At 36.3% G+C, this 20,736-nt stretch carries 22 protein-coding genes; 1 reads left to right on the plus strand and 21 read right to left on the minus strand.

Annotation, left to right across the window (positions count from 1 at the left end):
• The first annotated feature begins 38 nt into the window (after positions 1-38).
• Entirely contained in the window at positions 39-989 is a 951-nt protein-coding gene (locus tag Q9B79_RS10520; RefSeq protein WP_000706669.1) for a 4-hydroxy-3-methylbut-2-enyl diphosphate reductase, read from the plus strand.
• Positions 990-1,029: 40 nt separating this feature from the next.
• On the opposite strand, the gene Q9B79_RS10525 is transcribed toward Q9B79_RS10520, so the two are convergent.
• From Q9B79_RS10525 to Q9B79_RS10625, 21 genes are all read right to left on the minus strand, one after another.
• Positions 1,030-2,151, minus strand: a complete 1,122-nt coding sequence (locus Q9B79_RS10525) for a Nif3-like dinuclear metal center hexameric protein (protein ID WP_306183962.1) — start codon at positions 2,149-2,151, stop codon at positions 1,030-1,032.
• Positions 2,148-2,855 (minus strand): tRNA (adenine(22)-N(1))-methyltransferase, encoded by a 708-nt coding sequence (locus tag Q9B79_RS10530; RefSeq protein WP_306183963.1) that lies wholly within the window; start codon positions 2,853-2,855, stop codon positions 2,148-2,150. Before Q9B79_RS10530 ends, Q9B79_RS10525 begins: the two co-directional genes overlap by 4 nt.
• A 165-nt stretch (positions 2,856-3,020) precedes the next feature.
• Entirely contained in the window at positions 3,021-3,377 is a 357-nt protein-coding gene (gene cccA / locus Q9B79_RS10535; RefSeq protein ID WP_000828141.1) for a cytochrome c550, read from the minus strand.
• Between the two features lie 385 nt (positions 3,378-3,762).
• Entirely contained in the window at positions 3,763-4,890 is a 1,128-nt protein-coding gene (rpoD, locus tag Q9B79_RS10540) for an RNA polymerase sigma factor RpoD (RefSeq protein ID WP_000764060.1), read from the minus strand.
• Between the two features lie 59 nt (positions 4,891-4,949).
• Positions 4,950-6,746, minus strand: coding sequence for a DNA primase (gene dnaG / locus Q9B79_RS10545; protein WP_000528216.1), 1,797 nt, complete (start codon positions 6,744-6,746; stop codon positions 4,950-4,952).
• Between the two features lie 853 nt (positions 6,747-7,599).
• Positions 7,600-8,412, minus strand: coding sequence for a pyruvate, water dikinase regulatory protein (locus Q9B79_RS10550; protein WP_000368943.1), 813 nt, complete (start codon positions 8,410-8,412; stop codon positions 7,600-7,602).
• 29 nt (positions 8,413-8,441) lie between these two features.
• On the minus strand, positions 8,442-9,074 hold the full coding sequence (ccpN, locus tag Q9B79_RS10555) for a transcriptional regulator CcpN (protein ID WP_000583759.1): 633 nt from the start codon (positions 9,072-9,074) through the stop codon (positions 8,442-8,444).
• Positions 9,075-9,181: 107 nt separating this feature from the next.
• The gene (gene recO, locus Q9B79_RS10560; protein ID WP_000487010.1) at positions 9,182-9,928 is read right to left on the minus strand and encodes a DNA repair protein RecO; all 747 of its coding nucleotides are present in this window, start codon (positions 9,926-9,928) and stop codon (positions 9,182-9,184) included.
• Positions 9,929-9,961: 33 nt separating this feature from the next.
• A complete protein-coding gene (locus Q9B79_RS10565) occupies positions 9,962-10,105 on the minus strand; it encodes a YqzL family protein (protein WP_000883923.1) in 144 nt (47 codons plus the stop codon).
• 176 nt (positions 10,106-10,281) lie between these two features.
• Positions 10,282-11,187: a GTPase Era gene (era, locus tag Q9B79_RS10570; RefSeq protein ID WP_001080242.1), complete on the minus strand. Its 906-nt coding sequence runs from the start codon at positions 11,185-11,187 to the stop codon at positions 10,282-10,284.
• Positions 11,180-11,578 (minus strand): cytidine deaminase, encoded by a 399-nt coding sequence (locus Q9B79_RS10575; RefSeq protein WP_306183964.1) that lies wholly within the window; start codon positions 11,576-11,578, stop codon positions 11,180-11,182. The genes era and Q9B79_RS10575 overlap by 8 nt, the downstream gene beginning before the upstream one ends.
• 99 nt (positions 11,579-11,677) lie before the next feature.
• Positions 11,678-12,031: a diacylglycerol kinase family protein gene (locus tag Q9B79_RS10580; protein WP_306183965.1), complete on the minus strand. Its 354-nt coding sequence runs from the start codon at positions 12,029-12,031 to the stop codon at positions 11,678-11,680.
• Positions 12,028-12,498, minus strand: coding sequence for an rRNA maturation RNase YbeY (ybeY, locus tag Q9B79_RS10585; protein ID WP_306183966.1), 471 nt, complete (start codon positions 12,496-12,498; stop codon positions 12,028-12,030). The genes Q9B79_RS10580 and ybeY overlap by 4 nt, the downstream gene beginning before the upstream one ends.
• Positions 12,495-14,639, minus strand: coding sequence for an HD family phosphohydrolase (locus Q9B79_RS10590; protein WP_306183967.1), 2,145 nt, complete (start codon positions 14,637-14,639; stop codon positions 12,495-12,497). The genes ybeY and Q9B79_RS10590 overlap by 4 nt, the downstream gene beginning before the upstream one ends.
• A 176-nt stretch (positions 14,640-14,815) precedes the next feature.
• Entirely contained in the window at positions 14,816-15,775 is a 960-nt protein-coding gene (locus Q9B79_RS10595) for a PhoH family protein (RefSeq protein ID WP_306183968.1), read from the minus strand.
• A gap of 3 nt (positions 15,776-15,778) precedes the next feature.
• Positions 15,779-16,978, minus strand: coding sequence for a sporulation protein YqfD (gene yqfD, locus Q9B79_RS10600; RefSeq protein WP_306183969.1), 1,200 nt, complete (start codon positions 16,976-16,978; stop codon positions 15,779-15,781).
• Between the two features lie 176 nt (positions 16,979-17,154).
• Positions 17,155-17,448 (minus strand): sporulation protein YqfC, encoded by a 294-nt coding sequence (yqfC, locus tag Q9B79_RS10605; protein ID WP_000732265.1) that lies wholly within the window; start codon positions 17,446-17,448, stop codon positions 17,155-17,157.
• 108 nt (positions 17,449-17,556) lie between these two features.
• The gene (locus Q9B79_RS10610) at positions 17,557-18,000 is read right to left on the minus strand and encodes a GatB/YqeY domain-containing protein (RefSeq protein ID WP_000054573.1); all 444 of its coding nucleotides are present in this window, start codon (positions 17,998-18,000) and stop codon (positions 17,557-17,559) included.
• A 15-nt stretch (positions 18,001-18,015) separates the two neighbouring features.
• A complete protein-coding gene (gene rpsU, locus Q9B79_RS10615) occupies positions 18,016-18,189 on the minus strand; it encodes a 30S ribosomal protein S21 (RefSeq protein ID WP_000048061.1) in 174 nt (57 codons plus the stop codon).
• A gap of 409 nt (positions 18,190-18,598) precedes the next feature.
• A complete protein-coding gene (gene mtaB / locus Q9B79_RS10620; RefSeq protein ID WP_306183970.1) occupies positions 18,599-19,951 on the minus strand; it encodes a tRNA (N(6)-L-threonylcarbamoyladenosine(37)-C(2))-methylthiotransferase MtaB in 1,353 nt (450 codons plus the stop codon).
• Positions 19,952-19,957: 6 nt separating this feature from the next.
• Entirely contained in the window at positions 19,958-20,707 is a 750-nt protein-coding gene (locus Q9B79_RS10625; RefSeq protein ID WP_306183971.1) for a 16S rRNA (uracil(1498)-N(3))-methyltransferase, read from the minus strand.
• Between the last annotated feature and the right edge of the window lie 29 nt (positions 20,708-20,736).

Consider the following 20,736-nt stretch of genomic DNA (forward strand, 5'->3'; position numbering starts at 1 on the left):
CAAAAGTATCCCTTGTTTAGAAGGAGAGGATTACTCATATGAAAATTGTTAAAATTTCCCCTCGTGGTTATTGCTACGGTGTTGTGGACGCGATGGTTATTGCACGTAACGCCGCATTAGATACATCATTACCAAGACCTATTTATATTTTAGGTATGATTGTTCACAACAAACATGTAACAGATGCATTCGAAGAAGATGGCATCATCACACTAGACGGGCCAAGTCGATTAGACATTTTAGATAAAATTGATTCTGGTACTGTTATTTTCACTGCACACGGTGTTTCTCCAGAAGTTAAACAACGTGCAAAAGAAAAAGGTTTAACAACAATCGATGCCACTTGCCCAGATGTTACAAAAACACATGACCTTATTGAAGCAAAGAAAGCTGAAGGTTACCATGTCATTTATATCGGCAAAAAAAATCATCCAGAACCAGAAGGCGCAGTTGGTATTGCACCTGATATTGTTCACCTGATTGAAAGAGCTGACGATTTAAAAACATTAGAAATTCCAACGGATAAAATTTTAGTTACAAATCAAACAACGATGAGCCAATGGGATGTTCAACATTTAATGGAGGACATTCAGAAGAAATTCCCAACAGCAGAATTCCATAAGGAAATTTGTTTAGCAACTCAAGTTCGCCAAGAAGCCGTTGCTAAGCAAGCTGATGTTGCAGACTTAACAATTGTTGTCGGTGATCCGAAAAGTAACAACTCAAACCGTTTAGCACAAGTATCACAAGAAATCGCTGGTACGAAAGCATACCGCGTTGCAGACGTAAGTGAAATCAAATTAGAATGGCTACAAGGTGTAGAAAACGTAGCTGTTACAGCAGGTGCTTCTACTCCAACTCCAATTACAAAAGAGGTTATCGCTTTCTTAGAGCAATATGACCCAATGAATCCTGCTACATGGGAAAGAGTTCGAAAAGTACCGTTACAAAAAATATTACCTCGTGTAAAAGTGAAAAAAGAACAATAATAAAAACCGTTGCCTTCATGAGCAACGGTTTTTATTTTTCTTATACAAATGTAAATGGATCTGTATGTAATTGCGAAGCATGAATATGTACATTCAATTTCTTTGCATCTGCTTTTTCTTGTAATTGCTTTTGTACACCTTGCTTCATTACCTTTTCAACGTTATGTCCTGGGTCAACTATATTTAAACCGAGCATCATCGCATCATGGGCAACATGATAATACATGTCACCTGTTACATATACATCCGCACCTTTAAATTTAGCTTGATTGATGTATTTGTTACCATCGCCACCAAGTACAGCTACTTTGCGCACTTTATCATCTAATTTCCCAACAACTCGCGCACCCTTTACATCTAATGATTGCTTTACATGGTCCGCAAACTGTCCAAGTGTCATTTCTTCTTGTAAATACCCTATTTTTCCAAGCCCTAACGTTTCACCTTTGTTATCAAGTGGATACACATCATAGGCTACTTCTTCATATGGATGTGCTGTTAGCATTGCTTTAATCACTTTTCGTTGTAGTGAAGCTGGAATAATTGTTTCGATTCGCACTTCTTCTACGCGCTCTAACTGTCCAGTTTCCCCGATATAAGGATTTGTCCCCTCTTGAGGTACAAATGTACCTGTACCCTCGCTACTAAACGTACAGTGGCTATAATTGCCGATATGACCAGCACCTGTGTCTCCTAATGCTTTTCGTACTTCTTCTGCATGCGTTTTTGGCACAAACACAGCAACCTTTTTCATTTCTTCTGCATATGTTGGTGCCAAAACTTCTGTATTTTGCAATCCTAGTGCCTCAGCAAGTAAATCATTTACCCCGCCCTTAGCAACATCCACATTTGTATGCGCTGCATAGATTGCAATATCATTTTTAATACACTTTTCAATAATTTTTCCATACGCCTTGTCTGTATGAATCGCTTTTAACGGATTAAAAATTAAAGGGTGATGTGCAATAATAACATTCGCTCCTAATTGAATTGCTTCCTCTACCACTTCTTCCGTTACATCCAACGCAATTAATACGTGCTGCACGGGTTTATTAAGCGCCCCAATCTGCAGGCCAATCTTATCTCCTTCCATCGCCAAATGCTTTGGATACATACTTTCAAATAAAGAAATAATTTCATGGCCATTTGGAATTTTACTCATGATAAAACCTCCCCTATCATTTTCATTTTCGCTTCTACTTCCGCACGCTTCGCTTTTGTTTCTTCAGAATCCGTCGCACGTTCTAACTGCTTTAAAATATTTTGGAAGTTTTTCAATTCTCCTTCCCATTTTTCAATGAAAGCTTCACTTTTTTCTTTTATTAAAAATGGTCCCATAAACAATTCAGCTTGTTTATTTTCAGAATAAGGCGACGCGATATTCCCTCGCTCTCCTACTAAAATCTCATAAATTTTCCCATCTTCTTTTACGATTTTTTCATGGATAAGTTCCCATCCATTCTCAATAAACCATTCACGAATGTGATGCGCTGCAATATTCGGCTGTAAAATTAAACGCGTTACACCTTCTAATTTTTCTTTACCACTTTCTAAAATGTCACGAATTAACGCCCCACCCATTCCGGCAACCGTAATTACATCTACTTCTCCTGGCGTGATAACAGCTAATCCATTCCCTTTACGCACATCTACTTTATCTTGTAAGCCACTTTCAGCTACAGTTGCTTGCGCAGAGCGAAATGGTCCCTCTACAACCTCTCCTGCAACTGCTTTTGTAGCAATATTATTTATAATTGTATAACACGGTAAATACGCATGATCTGATCCGATATCAGCAACTGTAGATCCTACTGGTATTTCGCGCACAACTTCTTCTAATCGTTTTGAAAGCTTTACTTCATTCATGTATTTCCATTACTCCTTCTCTTGTCAGTCTGTCTCCATGATAATGAATTTATAGTAGTTGTTGCAAGCCCATAACAATAATTCACTTCTCTATCATTCATCGTATTTTAGAAAATATAGAAAAACAAGCCTTTTGCTTAAGCAAAAGGCTTGTCATACGGAACTTTATTTTTTCTTCGATAACCAATCAGCTACTTTAGCAGCTTGATCAGCTGGAACAATGTTAGCAGGCATATTGCCTTTACCTTTCGAAAGAATTTCTTTAATTTCATCTTTTGAAAGCTTCCCACCAATTTTTTGCAAATTAGGTCCTACTGCCCCTTGTAATTGATCACCGTGGCAGCTCGTACAGCTTTGCTTCACAATATCCTCTGGCTTTGATGCTGTTTGTGCTGGCTTCCCGCCATTTTTTGCATCAGCTAACTCTTTAGATTTATTTAGCCCCTGAAATGAAAATACAAACATAACGATAATACCTAATGCTGCAATAAGAGCGAACGGAATCAGCGGATTACGTTTCATATCTCTTCTCCCCCCTCTATACCCCTAAATAGTTAGATGATTCAGTCATTTCCATTGTACTTGAAAACGCTCTATCAGAAAAGAGTAAACTACTAATCGTTAAAAATATTCCATAAATTCAGTTTATTGTTTTTTATTGTTATATCGCTTATTATTTCGATAATTATTAACGTTTCTCATCATATTTTTCACTTTTCTACATATATTTTTGTATAGAATAAACAAAATTAATCGAAAAATCGAAAAATGAGCATTTGCAAATCAAAAGACAATTCTGTAAAATAAATTACAAGAAATTGTAATCGTTGCTGACAGCTAAAGTTTAACAAAAATTAACAAAATAAAAAAGTTTACTTCACAAAAGTGAAGTAAACTTAAAGGTAGCCTATTCTAAGAAATCCTTAAGACGCTTACTACGGCTTGGATGTCTTAATTTACGAAGTGCTTTTGCTTCAATTTGACGGATACGTTCTCTCGTTACGCCGAATACTTTCCCAACTTCTTCAAGCGTACGAGTTCGTCCATCATCTAAACCAAAACGAAGACGTAGAACATTTTCTTCACGATCTGTTAGTGTATCTAACACATCTTCTAATTGTTCTTTTAGCAATTCATACGCTGCATGGTCCGCAGGCGATGTTGCTTCTTGGTCTTCAATAAAATCACCTAAATGGGAGTCATCTTCTTCACCAATTGGTGTTTCAAGAGAAACTGGCTCCTGTGCAATTTTTAAGATTTCGCGTACTTTTTCTGGAGCAAGATCCATTTCTTCACCAATCTCTTCAGGAGATGGTTCGCGTCCTAAATCTTGTAATAATTGACGTTGTACACGAATTAACTTATTAATCGTTTCAACCATATGAACTGGGATACGAATTGTTCTCGCTTGGTCTGCAATCGCACGTGTAATTGCTTGGCGAATCCACCAAGTTGCATACGTACTAAATTTGAAACCTTTACGATAGTCGAACTTTTCAACCGCTTTAATTAGACCCATATTCCCTTCTTGGATTAAGTCTAAGAAAAGCATACCACGGCCCACGTAGCGCTTTGCAATACTTACTACAAGACGTAAGTTTGCTTCTGCAAGACGACGTTTCGCTTCTTCATCGCCTTCTTCAATACGCGTTGCAAGTCGAATTTCTTCTTCTGCAGATAGTAAATCTACACGACCAATTTCTTTTAAATACATACGAACAGGATCGTTGATTTTAACCCCTGGTGGTACACTTAAATCATTGAGGTCGAACTCTTCTTCCGATTTTGCTATTTGGCGATTATTAGGGCCTTCGTCGTTGTCATTGTCGCCAACTAAGTCAATCCCTTGTTCACCTAAATATTCATAGTATTCATCCATTTGATCGGATTCAATTTCAAATCCATTCATGCGTTCTGCAATCTCTTCATATGTAAGAACGCCACGTTTTTTTCCGAGCTCAGTGAGTTGTTCTTTCACTTGCTCAAGGGTCATTTCAGTTTCAATTTGTTTAGAACGAGCTGGTTTGTCAGCCATCTGTTCCCCTCCTTACGCGAGATACAAACATTCATTATACTAAAAATTTATCAAAAAAGCTATTTTCTCGCTTTTTGATTTTGTAAATATGCTACATAATATTTAGCAGCCTCTACAGGATCTGTTTTTTCCATTTGTTTTATCTTGAAGATGATTTCCATCTTTTCAAGTTTTTCTTGATGACGTCTAAGCGTCTCTAAATGGCCTTGTAACACTTCTTCTGTGTATTCTGGATTAATAAATTCATCCGTCGAAATATCAGTAATAATATTTTTCAACTTTTCATCAGAGAGCCAACTTAAAAATGTTCCGACTGAAGGTTCATTTCCCTTTTCATAATATGCGTATAGTTCATATAAAATCCCTTTATGTTCTTCTGTATGAAAATCTTCTATGTGGGATTCCATACGAACCGCCACTTCTGGACTTTGCAACATATGGTAAATAATTTCTCTTTCTGCCCTTTCAAAACCTGTTAACTTCGGTTTTGTTTGAACAATTTGAGACGGCTTAGAAACCTGCTTTACTTGTTTTTGCTGTACCTTTTGTTCTTTGCGATATTGGTGCAATTGATTCAAAAGTGTTTCCATTGAATACGAAAATTCTTGCGATAATGACTTCAAATATGATTCTGCCTGCATCGCATCTTGTAACAACGATAACTCTTTTAAAACACTTTTCACATACTCTTCTTTGCCAGACTCATCTTGCAAATTTTTCCCTAAACGCAAATAATTTATTTTAAAACCAACAAAACTTATACTTGATTTCACAAGATTTTCAAAAGCAGTTGTCCCATATTGTTGCACATATTCATCAGGATCAAGCTTATCTGGCAAGGATGTAACTTTCACTTGGCAACCAACTTGCAACAATAATTGCCCAGCTTTCATCGTTGCTTCTCGCCCTGCTTTATCACCATCATAGCAAAGAACAACAGTTTCAACGTTACGTCGCAGAAGTTTTGCTTGTTCTTCAGTTAAAGCTGTCCCCATTGTCGCAACAGCTTCTTCCACACCACTTTTCACCGCAGCTAGTACGTCGGCATATCCTTCAAAAAGAACCACTTGCCCACGTTTTCTAATAAACGGCCTCGCTTGGTGGAAGTTATACAACAATTTACTTTTGTGAAAAATCGGTGTTTCTGGGCTATTTAAATATTTCGGAGTATCGTCTCCTAATGCCCTTCCACTAAACGCTATCACTTTACCTTGTAACGTATAGATTGGAAACATAACTCTTCCACGGAAGCGATCATAATGACTACCATCTTTTTCGCTTCTTATGAGAAGACCAGCTTGTTCCATACTAGACAGCGATAAACCTCTTTTTTGTAAAATTTTCGTCGCTGCATCCCAAGCAGGTGATGCATAACCAATTTCAAATTTCTCAATCATCTCTTTTGTAATACCACGTTTTAACAAATACGAAAGTGCTTCATTTCCTTCTTCTGTATTTACTAATAAATGGTGATAATACTTTTTCAAAAGTTCATGAGCCTGTTGCATGATGACAGTGTCATCAGATATGTCTTCTTGTTGTCCTTGCCCTGATGTATACTCTGCAACCGCAATTCCATTTCTTTCACCTAGCTTTTGAACAGCCTCGGTAAAAGCAAGTCCTTCCATTTTCATTAGAAAGGAAAATACATTTCCACCTTCTCCACATCCGAAGCAATGAAAAATTTGCTTATCAGATGAAACAGAAAATGAAGGAGAATTCTCACCATGAAACGGACAAAGGCCGAAATAGTTACGCCCCTGTTTTCTAAGTTGAACGTATTCACCAATCACTTCGACAATATCGGATGACGTCCGAATCTGTTCAACAACTTCTTCGGGAATTCTGTTCCCCATAAATCCATCTCCGTGTCGTATTTTGTATTCGATATAAATTAAAAAATTCCTTTATAATTCGACAATATTTTTTCTAAACTTATTAGAAAGTGTTGCCGATCACGTTATCAAGCGATTTTGCAGACCTTTTCTGCGTAACTTCGCAGATACGTACCTACTATATAAAATTGTATCCATTTGCTCATCTGTTACAAATGCATCTTCTTTGAGACAATACATATGCACCTTTTCACAAGAAGACTAGCAAGCGCCCTATCCTATGTGATCACGAGATCTGTTTCTTTTACATGTTGATACATATATAAATATCAACTTGCGCGTTTTCAGCATCTACATAGATCCAAATTCCCTTGCCGCTTCCTTAAACGATGAGCATACGATGTGACAAACAAAATTTCGACATGAAATTTCATTCCAACTTGCACAATTTTCAGCATTCACAGTATATGCATTTGCATCAACTAATACCATATTGATGTTTTGCATATTTCTGTATTCTACATCCCTTCTGCGAATCCTTCCATAATGTGCGTTTTCTTGTATAGATTTTGTCGATTTAACGTAATTACATGTCTTTTCGTAAATCCTATCCCTAGTTTATTCTGAAAAATTAAAGTCTAAACGTAAAATATAGGTTTTTATCACAATTTTTTATTATAATATATTTTCTTCAACTACGCTACATATCCCTTTATTTTTTCATCTTCTATTTCAGGATAACGAAACCCTGCCTTTAACATAATAAAAAGCGGGAAGAATATAAGTATAACCACTCCGCTATCATCTATTACGAAATCAGCAGGCACCGCGTTTCTCACGAGCGAAAAAAGCACATTCACCTTTGGTAAATGTGCTAAAACATTTTTTGGTTTTGCACTGCATTCACAATAATGTTAGCTGTTTCTTCAATCGCTTTGTTCGATACATCAATTACTTGACAATTTATTTTACTAACTACATTCTCAAAGTGATCAATTTCTTCTTTAATACGATTAATATTAGCATATGTTGCTCCGTCACTTAGTCCAAGTGATTTCAATCGCTCTTTTCGAATATGATTCAACTTCTCTGGTGTAATTTTCAAACCAAAGCATTTTTCTTTAGCCACTTGATATAATTCTTCAGGCGGATCTACTTCTGGTACGAGTGGTACATTGGCAACTTTCAAACGTTTGTTATGAGCTAAATATTGAGAAAGTGGCGTTTTTGATGTACGCGAAATCCCAATCAGCACAATATCTGCTTTCAAAATACCACGTGCATCTCTACCATCATCATATTTTACCGCAAACTCAATCGCTTCAATCTTTTTAAAGTATTCTTCATCTAATCTACGAACAACACCTGGCTCATATCTCGGCACTTGCCCTGTAATTTCTTCAATCTGATCGATCAGAGGCCCGATAATATCATATGCCTCTACACCTTCTTTTGCAGCCTCTGTCACTAAATACTGGCGCATGTCAGGTTTTACTAACGTAAAACAAATAAGCGCTTGATTGCTCTTAGCAATCGAAATCACTTCTTTTAACGTCCCTGTATCCTCTACATACGGTACACGTCTAATATCAGGAGCAAATGGGAATTGCCCCATTGCTGCTCGAACAACCAAATCAGCCGTTTCTCCTACAGAGTCAGATACGACATATACGATTTTATTATCCATTACATTACCTCACTTTAAACAAATTACACTTATTCGTTATTTACTAAGTTTACAAACGCGCGTGTAATATTTGTTTTTGTAATTCGTCCAACCACTTCTAAACCTTGTTTCGTATCTTTTACAACTGGCATCGCATCAATCTGTCTTTCTATTAATTCCATCGCAATATCATATAAAGAATCTTCTCTACGACACATCGCAATGTTTGGCATCCTTGTCATGATAATATTAACCGGAAGAGAGGTTAAATCCTGCTTTCCTAAGCTAGCTCGTAATAAATCTTTACGAGATACGACGCCAACTAATAGAGTCGATTGATCTACAACGAATAATGTACCCACATCCTCTAAAAACATAGTACAAATCGCATCGTATACTGATACATTTTTATCAATTACAACTGGTCTAGATTGATAATCTTGTACTTTAATTTTCTTAACAGCTTCAGATAATAGCTGTCCCCCAGTTTTACCCGTATAAAAATAACCTACGCGTGGACGTGCTTCTAAATAACCAGCCATCGTTAAAATTGCTAAGTCTGGTCTTAGCGTAGCACGTGTTAATCCCAATTGCGCAGCAATTGACTCCCCTGTAATAGGACCGTGATCTTTTACAATCTGAATGATATGTTCTTGCCGTTTATTCAGCTCTATGATAATCACCACCTTTAATGCACAACGAAAAAAGTTATACTATCTCTTAAATATTATATACTAAATATGCTATTCGAAAAAGAAAGGATGTAAAAAGGACCGTATACGGTCCCAAATTATATTTGAAACTTATCAAGTTGTTCTAAGAAACGTCTTGATTTCAAATAAATCCCGCAATATTCATCATAATATGTATTCAATACTAAACGCATTTGTTTTTTTGTGCTATCCTTCACTGATACATTGCCGAGCCTATGTAAATCGAAGTGGTAGAAAAGACGTAATAATTTATGAACGGCTTCTCCCACTGGTATACGATACTGATCTTGCTCAGCATGACGCGAGCACAGAAAACCGCCTTCCCTGACAGAGAAGGCGACAAAATCTGTTTCTTGATGACAAATCGCACATGTATCAAAGTACGGGCGCATCCCTAATACTGGAAGCATTTTCGTTTGATAAATTAATGATAATACTTCTGGATCAACACCCTCACACATATAATGCAACGTTTGATATAACATTTCAAATAAATATGGATTATGTTTTTTATCTTCTGTTGCTTTATCAGTTAACTCAACAATAAATGATGCATAAGCAGTTAAAAATATATCCTCGCGAATTTCTTTCATAGTTGAAATAATCTCGCCTTGTTGCAAAGTTCCAAGTCCAGATCCCATTTGAATAAGAAAATGGCCATGTGTCATAAGTTGCGAAACAGATGCTAACCGGCTTTTCGGTTTTTTCGCCCCTCTTGCCATTGCACTTACCTTACCCAATTCTCTTGAGAATATTGTAACAATCTTGTTCGTTTCTCCGTAATCTGTCGTACGGATAACGATGCCCTCAACTTTTTGAAACATGTTCGTCACCATCCAAGGTTTGAACAAAACGGGTCAAGAAATTGGAGAGTCTAGATGCGCTAGCTCCTCGTCATGTTGATCCATCTCATCGTTTACGTCTTTTTCCATTTCTTTCAAAAGCAAGTACGTCTCAATGCTTCCTGTTTTGGAGAAAAACTTCCAGGTAAAATCTAGCATAAGAATCCACCTTTCTCAATAAGCGTAGCCTATAAACCAATTTCCTTTGTTGTTATTAAATTGACCCATTTTGTCCATTTTCATGTGAGAAAAATTTTTCCTAATTTATCAAAACTCATAAAAACCAATAATCAGCGGATGAACAAAACATCCGCTGATTACAGCTTTACTCTATTTTAATACTCGTCTTCGCGGAAACCAAGGTCACGAAGCTGAGACATTTTATTACGCCAATCTTTTTGCACTTTTACCCATACTTCTAAAAATACTTTAGAACCAAGTAATGCTTCAATATCAAAACGAGCTCGCTTACCGACTTCTTTTAACATCTTCCCTTGTTTCCCGATAATAATCCCTTTTTGCGACGGACGTTCAACAACAATCGTTGCATTGATATAAACTGCCCCGCCTTCGCGTTTTTGAATTGCATCGATAACAACAGCCACAGAATGCGGCACTTCTTCACGTGTTAAATGTAGTACTTTCTCACGAATAAGCTCTGCAATAATAAATCTCTCCGGATGATCCGTTACTTGATTATCTGGATAGTATTGTGGTCCTTCTGGTAAATACTTTTTAATTGTTCCAATTAGAGATTCCACATTATTACCATCTAATGCGGAAATTGGTACAATCTCTGCAAAATCATGTAATTTGCGATATTGATCGATTAACTCTAACAATTGTTCTGGGTGAACTTGGTCAATTTTATTGATAACTAAAAATACTGGTTGTTTCGTTTCTTTTAACTTCTCAATAATGAATTCCTCACCACGACCAAATCCTTCAACCGCATTCACCATAAACAGAACGATATCAACCTCTTTTAATGTTGTTTGCGCCATCTTCACCATGAAGTCGCCTAGTTTATGTTTCGGTTTATGTATTCCTGGTGTATCAATGAAAATTACTTGTGAATCATTTTCTGTATATACGCCTTGAATTTTATTACGAGTTGTTTGTGGCTTATCACTCATAATAGCAATCTTTTGGCCGATAATACGATTTAAAAATGTAGATTTCCCAACATTCGGTCTGCCAATAATAGAGACAAAACCTGATTTATAACCTTTTCTATTCATGTAAATCCTCCGCTAAAAATGCTCCTGGTAACAATTCTCCGACTGTTGTCTCTTGAACGTCACCATGTAAATTTGATAGGTATACTTTCGTATCCTGTTTACATAATTCTACCATAACTTGTCGACATGCTCCACAAGGAGGTACTGGACGCTTTGTATCCGCCACAATTGCGATAGCTACAAACTCTTTATCTCCTTCAGAAACTGCCTTAAATAAAGCTGTTCTTTCTGCACAGTTACATAAACCATATGATGCATTCTCAACATTACATCCACGATATACTTTTCCATCCTGTGTTAATAATGCTGCACCTACTTGAAATTTAGAATATGGTACGTACGCTTGGTTACGCGCTTCGATTGCTTCTTGAATTAATTGTTTACTATTCATATTCCCGCATCCTTCCTGTTCACACCTGTGAATAGATACACACTCTTATAAAAGGCCTTTACGGCACTCCCAAAGCTTAATAAAAGCTTTGGAATGCAACTATACCACATACGGTAAAAAGATAATAGCACCAATTATAACAGCAATTATCGCAAATAATAAAACTGCTCCCGCTGCGACATCCTTTGCAATTTTCGCAAACGGATGTATATCGGTAGTTGCTAAATCTACTGTTTTTTCCACAGCCGTATTCACCATCTCTAAACTCATTACAATCCCTATTACAATAAGCAGTATCATCCACTCTACCTTCGTAATATGGAAATAAAAGCCGCAGCATATAACGATGACTGCGGCTACATAATGAATTTTCATATTTCGTTCATGACGAAGACAAAAGAATACACCTGCTATAGCATATCCAAAACTATCTATAAGTTTTCCTTTTTTCATCGTCCTAATCCAAATGCTTCTAAAATTTCTTTTTGTCTTCCAAACATTTCTTTTTCATCCTCTTCTGTCATGTGGTCATAACCAAGTAAATGTAAAAAGCCATGTAACGCTAAAAAGCCAAGTTCACGATCAAAAGAATGTCCATACTCTTCAGCTTGTTCTTTCGCTCTCGGAATAGAAATAATAAGGTCACCTAACATACGCGGCATTTCTGCGCCCACAATTTCCATTTCCCCTTCTCCCATTTCTTCCATAGCAAAGGAAATGACATCAGTAAGCTGATCCTTATCTCGGTAATCACGATTAATCTCGCGAATGCGTTCATTATCTACAAATGTCACGGATAATTCCGCACCATCCTCTATTTTTTCCATTTGAGCTGCTTTACCTAATATCTCACGAATTAAATTCACATATTCTTCTTTCACTTCTTCTGTTTCATCAATGAAATCAATTAATAAACTCATTCTTTCCCCTTCTCTTCCGGTGGTTCCGGATATGTAATACGCGAATGGAAAATACCATTTAACGTTTCACATAACGTTTTTCCAACGATTTGTAGTTCTTTAAATGTCAAATCACATTCACTAAATTGCCCATCTTGCAGGCGATCTTTAATAATACTTTGTACTAAATTATTAATTTGGTCTGGCGTTGGGTGATTCATAGAACGTACCGCCGCTTCAACACTATCAGCAATACCAACGATTGCCGATTCTTTAGAAGTTGCTTTTGATCCCGGATATCGGAACATCTCTTCTGTATATTTTTCTTTATCCTCTTTAATCGCTTTATAATAAAAATATTTAAGAAGCGTTGTACCATGGTGTTGTCCAGCAATATCGATAATTTCTTGCGGAATATGGTATTCTTCGAGCATTTTCACTCCATCTGTTACATGGGCAATGATAATATCTTTACTCGTCACAGGATCTAATTTATCATGCGGATTTTCAATTCCCATCTGGTTTTCAATAAAGAATTGCGGTTGTACTGTTTTTCCTACATCATGATAATATGCCCCTACACGTGCTAATACACCATTTGCTCCAACAGCTTCACAAGCTGCCTCAGAAAGATTCGCCACCATTACACTATGATGATATGTTCCTGGCGCTTCTAACAAAATTCTACGCAAAAGCGGATGATTCGGACTTGATAGTTCCATAAGTTTCATGCTTGATACAATTCCAAGTCCACTTTCTAAATATGGTAATATTCCCATAGCCAGAACGGATGAGATAATTCCTGAAAGGGAAGCCATTAATAATTGCGTACCAATTTCAAGAGGTGAAAAATTCCCATTACGTAATAATAATAACGCCGCCAAGACGACTACATTTAAGATAGATACGAGTATACCAGCTTGCAAAATCATCGTACGGCGATTTTTTTCTCGTAAGAAAATACTCACTGATAATGAACTTAATAACACATAAATACCTACACTATAATTCAGTGTACTTGTTACTCCTTCATTAAACATAATACTTCCGCACACAGAAAAAATCATACTTGTTAAAAATACAAATCGATCGCCAATCATTAGTTTTACAAGTATTGTTCCCATCGCAACAGGGACGACATACGCAATTCCTGCATATTCAAGCTTTTGAAACAAACTAATAATTTTCATTAATACAATCGTGATAGACAAAATTGTAATATACGCTAAAATGTACGGTTTGTCCTCTCTTTTCCGTTGTAAAAATACTTCAAACTGTTTATGCATAAAGTATAGTAACACACCAATGAGCACTGCTAATCCAACATAGGGCTGAAAACTATTACCTTTCTCTAATAAACCGACTAATTTCAACTGATTATACATATCACTTGAAATTGTTTCACCTTCTCTAACAATAACTTGTCCTTGAAGAATATAAACAGGTGGAACTAAATCTTCTTCTGCTTTCTTCTTCTCTTTCGTTACAGCCGGATCATAGAAATAATTTGCTGTAATCGCATATGATCCTAGCGCATTCACAGCTTCTTTCAATCCGCTATTCACATTCAGGCTTTTCATTTCATTAACAAATCGCTCTTTCGCTGCCATTTCTTCGGACATTTTAATATTTCCACCCATAATAACGCTAACAGACGTTAAAGCCGCATTCTTTGCTAATTCTAATTGATCTGGTTCTGCATTAATAAAGTATAATAAATTCTCATCCGATAATTCCTTTGTTAAATTAGATGGCAACTTCTTCTTCAATTTTTCTAATTTATTAGCATCGGTCATCTTTTTTTGCTCTTCAGGTCCAGCAGCTTTCATATCCTGAATTACTTCATTCACCTTAGCAAAAACATCATTTACAATATCTACTCTATTTTGTTTATATTCACTTCTATATGTATATTGATCCCCGACTTTTTGAGCGGCCTCTTGTTTTTTTCTGTCCGTTATAACCTTATCTTCAATTTTAATAGGAGAATGAATTGTTTTTTTCGCAATAGAATACATATCAACATCTAATTGCTCTGGTTTCACATTATTCAAAAGTGCAAAAAACAGCACTGCTCCTAATAAAACGTAAGAAATCCAACTTAGTTTTTTCGAATGTTGTAAATTACGAAACCACTTAGAAATTTCTTGAGATCTTAACATGATTTCAATACCTTCTCCTCTCCAGAAATAAAGTGAAACTATTTATAGCTTTCATTTCTTTTAGGTAACATTTTATACACCAGTACCTATAGTTTATTTCTCTTATCTTTTATGATAGTAAAAAATATGCTGTTCGCCAACCTTAATACAAAAAGAAATGATCCTGACAAATAGGATCATTCCATTTTATCATATGCCTCAATAATACGTTGCACTAGTGGATGCCTTACAACGTCCGTTTGTTCTAATGTAATGAATGAAAGACCTGATACACCAGATAAAATGTTAGAAGCTAGTGTAAGCCCTGATTTTACCCCTTTTGGTAAATCTACTTGTGAAGGATCCCCCGTAATAACCATTTTAGAACTAAAACCCAATCTTGTTAAAAACATTTTTATTTGTGCACCCGTTGTATTTTGCGCTTCATCTAAAATAACAAATGAATCATCGAGCGTACGCCCTCTCATATAAGCAAGAGGCGCGATTTCAATTACACCTCGCTCCATCATACGCTGTGTATATTCTTGTCCAAGAATATCATGCAGAGCATCATACAACGGACGTAAGTACGGATCTACCTTCTCTTTCAAATCACCTGGTAAAAACCCTAAACTTTCTCCAGCTTCTACAGCTGGTCTCGTTAAAATTATTTTCTTTACATACCCTTGCTTTAAAGCTCTTACAGCCATTACTACAGCTAAGTATGTTTTCCCAGTCCCAGCAGGTCCTATTCCAAATACAATATCATTTTTCTTCATTGCATGAATATATCTTCTTTGCCCCATTGTTTTTACACGAATGGATTTACCTTTTGCCGTTTTAAAGATTTCTTCTTCATATAACTCTTCAAATTGAGCAATTTTCCCTTGTTGTGCGAGCTGAATTGCATACGCAACATCTCTTTCTGTAATTGCTACACCTTTTCGAATAACAACAAGTAATTGCTGTAAGATTTTTTCTACAAGTGTCACAGTTTCAACTGCTCCAGATGCATGAACAGTTTCACCTCTAGTTACAATCGATACATTCAGTTCCCGTTCAATTACTTTCAAATGAGCATCATTGACTCCAAAAAGAGCGATTGCTTCGTTAGTATTTTCCAATTGTTGGTTCATTTCTACTAATTGTTCTGCCATTACTCAGTCTCCTTGAATATCGGATTCGGATATCGGTTGTGGCTCTGCAATATTTTCAATCACAGTATAATGCAATGTGACTTTTAGTTGATTCGCCTCAACCTTTTTACTCAAAATCTTATCACTTACAATCATAGCATGTTCATCCAATTTTTTCTTTAGTTCTTTTTCAGCCATTTCTTTTGCTACTTTCATTGCCTGTTTTTCTGTATATTCTCGATTTGCTTCTTCCTCTTCCCGCACTATATCTTTTTCGTATGCAATCGGTAGTGTAAAACCAAATAATTTCACATCATGCTTTACACTTTCCGTACGAGAGCGTTTATACTTATCATGTTGAAATCCCCATATTTTTATTTTTGCACTCCCAAACGTAAGGTAATGCTCATTATATGCATTGCCAGTATATACTTGAAATTGTGTCTTTAGCGGTACATTCACATTAGATGTATACCAAGTTTCTCCATATACAATACCTTTCGCCGAAACAATCGTCGGACTCTCCTCATTACCGTATATCCCTGATACGAGAAGCTGCCCTTTTTCTACATGATCATTTTTTAGAACGACTGGTTTCCCTACTTCAACAAATGTTTTTGTAACAATCGCTTCTTTTTTTGCCACTAAATTTTGTGGTCTTTGTTCTTTTTCTTTTTTCGGCTCGTTTTTTTCAACAATTTTAAAATGGTACGTCGTTCCTCTTATTTCTAATCCTGCCCAAGTAATCGCATTAATATTGTCTGTCAAATGACGTTGCACATCTTCTACACTAGGCATTTGGAATTGTAATTTCCCTTTTTTAATACCCATTTTGTCCAATTCTTTCATCAATATATATTCTGTTTCAGGTTTCGCTCCTGTAATTTCAATTTTCCAAACCATATTCGATAATACGATCATACCAAAAAAGAAAATTAAAAAACCAATTAAGAATCCACTGTTCTTAATTAAACGCTTATTCCAAAAAGGGAAACCGTAACGCCCAATAAAATATAGTTTACATTCATTTTTTCTATAAATTGGCTTTATTTTTTTCACATCTCGCAATAGCATACAAAAAACTAACGTTTCTTCAGCAATTTTCTTAACGTCCCAAACTAATAATTTCCTACGCACACATTCATTAACAAATCGTTCTGCTCCTCTACCTTCAATTCGTACCTTTACATATCCAAGCCACTTTATAAACCATTTATTTTTCATCTACCACCTTCACTACCTTTCCAAAAGTAGACAATCTACTTTTCACTTTAATTAGTAAAATAGCTCGTACGAAAATGAAATAAAGAGTTTTATTTTCCATAAATAGCGGGATAAACTAAATAGCAGGGTCAAATCATTAGAATAAAGAAGAAAAACTTCACATACGGAAGTTTCCCTTACTTCTCTTTCTTTTCGTCTTCTAAAAAAGTCACTTGCTCAATTATCCCTTCAAGCAAAAGTTCTTCCGGAAGGATTGTTTTAATAACAAAGGACTGCCCCTTAATTAATAACTGACCATGCTTTAGCAATAATCTTACTTCTTTATCTGAAAACACTAATAAACCTCGATGATTTTCTATATAGATATGTACTTGCCCAACAAGCGTGATCCGAGGTAGATCCATTAACACATCCACTGGCAGGTCTATTTGCTTCGTTAACCAATTCTTCATTTGTTCTAACTTTTTCATCCCAAAAGACCCCCTCTCATCCCATATGTATGAAAAAAGAGCTTGTAATATCACGTCCAAACTGAAAAAAAGCATAAAAAAACGTCTCATATGAAATGAGACGTTTTTTTATGCTAATAGCTGGATAACCAGCTTATTCACAAGCGATCCGTCTGTTTTACCTTTTACTTTCGGCATAACAGCAGTCATCACCTTACCCATATCTGCTTTAGAAGTCGCACCAACTTCAGAAATAACTTGCTTGATTACATCAACTAGTTCTTCTTCAGTTAATTGCTCCGGCAAATATGCGCTTAAAATCTGAATTTCACTTTGCAGTTTATTAACAAGGTCTTCACGACCAGCTTTTTTAAATTCAAGGAGGGAGTCCTTATGCTGTTTTACTTCACGAGCTAAAACTGTTAGTTCCTCTTCTTCAGTAAGAGTATGCTGTAGTTTAATACCTTCATTTTGTAAAGCAGCCTTAACCATACGAATGACGGTTAATTTTTCTTTTTGTTTATTCTTCATCGCTTGTTTCATATCATCGTTTAAACGACCGAGAAGACTCATAACTTACACCCTCTCTTAGAATTTACGCTTTCTTGCCGCTTCAGATTTCTTCTTACGTTTTACACTTGGTTTTTCATAAAACTCGCGCTTTCTTGCTTCAGCAAGTGTACCAGTTTTAGAAACCGATCTTTTAAAACGGCGAAGTGCATCCTCCAAAGACTCGTTTTTACGAACGACTGTTTTTGACATTCTCTTTCCCTCCCTCCGAAACATCACACTTACATACTAACTTCAGCATGCAAAAAGAAACACTTCTTCAGCATGTCTTTTACGATTATAATACATTTTATCACTTCAGGTCAACTATTTGGCAGAATAAAAGAAGAATAGATGCTCTTCCTTTTTCAAAAACTATATAGATAGCTGTTATCCTTTCACCTAAAGACAACTATATTTTTGTGATGACACCTTTTTTCATGCAGAAATGTACGAAACAACTATTCATTTCGTACATTTTCAGTACTTAACTTCTCCACTAAAAAAGAAAGCATGCAAATCGTTTCCGTTTGCATGCTTTTTTATCACGCTATTTGCCCTGCCACCCGATTGGTGAGTACTGATAATCAGCGAGGGATGCCCCGCTGATTAAAGTTTCACTTTATGCGCTTGCTGATTCTTTTTTCACATCATCTTCAAGAACACGAACAAATTGCGCTTCATTATATGGATAACCAGCTTTCGTAATCTTTACTTTCACTAGTTTACCAATTAATTCTTCTGATCCTTCAAATACAATTTTCAAGTAGTTATCTGTATAACCTACATATAAGCCTTCGCGGTCGCCCTCTTTAAATTGTTCTTCCGGAATGATTTCAAGTACTTCGCCTTCGAACTGTGACGCATACTCTTTTGCTAGTTGATTAGATAGTTCGATTAAACGGTGAACACGCTCGTTCTTTACATCTTCAGGAACTTGATCTTCCATACGTGCTGCAGGTGTTCCTGTACGTTTTGAGTAAGGGAATACATGTAACTCAGAGAATCGATTCTCTTTAATGAAATTGTATGTTTCCATGAATTCTTCTTCTGTTTCACCTGGGAAACCAACGATTACGTCCGATGTAATTGCAAGACCTGGTAACGCTTCTTTCAAACGATCTAAACGCTCTTGGAAAAATTCCATCGTATACTTACGACGCATACGTTTTAATACTGTATTAGAGCCAGATTGCAATGGAATGTGTAAGTGACGTACAACTACTTCAGACTTATCTAACACTTCAATTACTTCATCTGAAATCTGACTCGCTTCAATAGAAGAAATACGAAGACGTTTTAATCCGCTTACTTCCGCTTCCATATCACGAAGTAATCCAGCTAAATTATAATCTTTAATATCTTCACCGTACCCACCTGTATGAATACCTGTTAATACGATTTCTTTATAGCCTGCATCTACTAATTGCTGTGCTTGTTTAATAACTTCTTTCCCATCACGAGAACGCATTAAACCACGCGCCCAAGGAATAATACAAAATGTACAGAAGTTATTACAACCTTCTTGTATTTTTAAAGATGCACGTGTACGATCCGTGAAGTAAGGTACATCTAGTTCTTCGTATACACGTGTTTTCATAATGTTGCGGACAGCATTAATTGGCTGACGCTCTTTGCGGAATTCTTCGATGTATCCTAACATCTTTTCACGATCTTGTGTACCAACTACAATATCTACGCCTGGAATCGCCATAATTTCTGCTGGAGATGTTTGCGCATAACATCCAGTTACACAAATAACCGCATCCGGGTTTTGACGAACAGCACGTCTAATAACTTGACGACTTTTCTTATCTCCCGTATTCGTTACTGTACACGTATTAATAACGTATACATCAGCTTTCTTTTCATATTCCGTTCTTTCATATCCACCTTGTTTAAACAATTGCCAAATGGCTTCTGTTTCATAGTGGTTTACTTTACAACCTAACGTATGGAACGCAACAGTTGACATTGATCATCACCCCATCAATTCAAAATGATACGAAGCAGCACTTAACGCGTATAACGGCGCCGTTTCTGTTCTTAAAATTCTTGGTCCTAAACTACATGGTACAAATTTATGTTCACGAAGCGCTGTAATCTCTTCCTCAGCTAAACCGCCTTCTGGGCCAAATACAATCAATAGCTTTTGACCTGGTTTCATCATCGTTAAAGCTTTCGCAAAGTTAGATTTCTCGCCTTGTTTTGCTTCCTCTTCGTAAGCAACAAGACAAACATCATACTCACCACTCATCGAAAGCAATTGTTTAAATGATGCCGGAGCATGTACTTCTGGAACTTCACTTCTATGTGATTGTTCCGCAGCTTCTTTCACAATTTTTCTTAAACGTTCAACTTTTTTATCAGCTTTTTTCGTATCCCATTTTACGATAGAGCGAGATGCTTGAAATGGTAAGAATGCAGCCGCCCCAAGCTCAGTTCCTTTTTGGAAAATTAACTCGAGCTTGTCTCCTTTCGGCAGTCCACTTGCAATCGTCACGAAAACAGGAAGTTCACTCGACGCCTCTACCCATTCTACAATAGCCGTATTAATAAATTCACTGGTAATTTCATCAATTGAACATATAGCTGTTTTTCCGTTTACACAGCAATAAATGTGATCACCAGCTGACATACGCATCACTCTTGCGATATGATGTACGTCATCACCTACAATGCGAATACTTGTCTCATTTACATATTTCTCTTCTACAAAATAACGTTGCATATAATCACCTTAGTAGAGTTTCGTTCCTT

Source organism: Bacillus sp. MHSD_36 (assembly GCF_030757775.1).
Lineage (GTDB): Bacteria > Bacillota > Bacilli > Bacillales > Bacillaceae_G > Bacillus_A.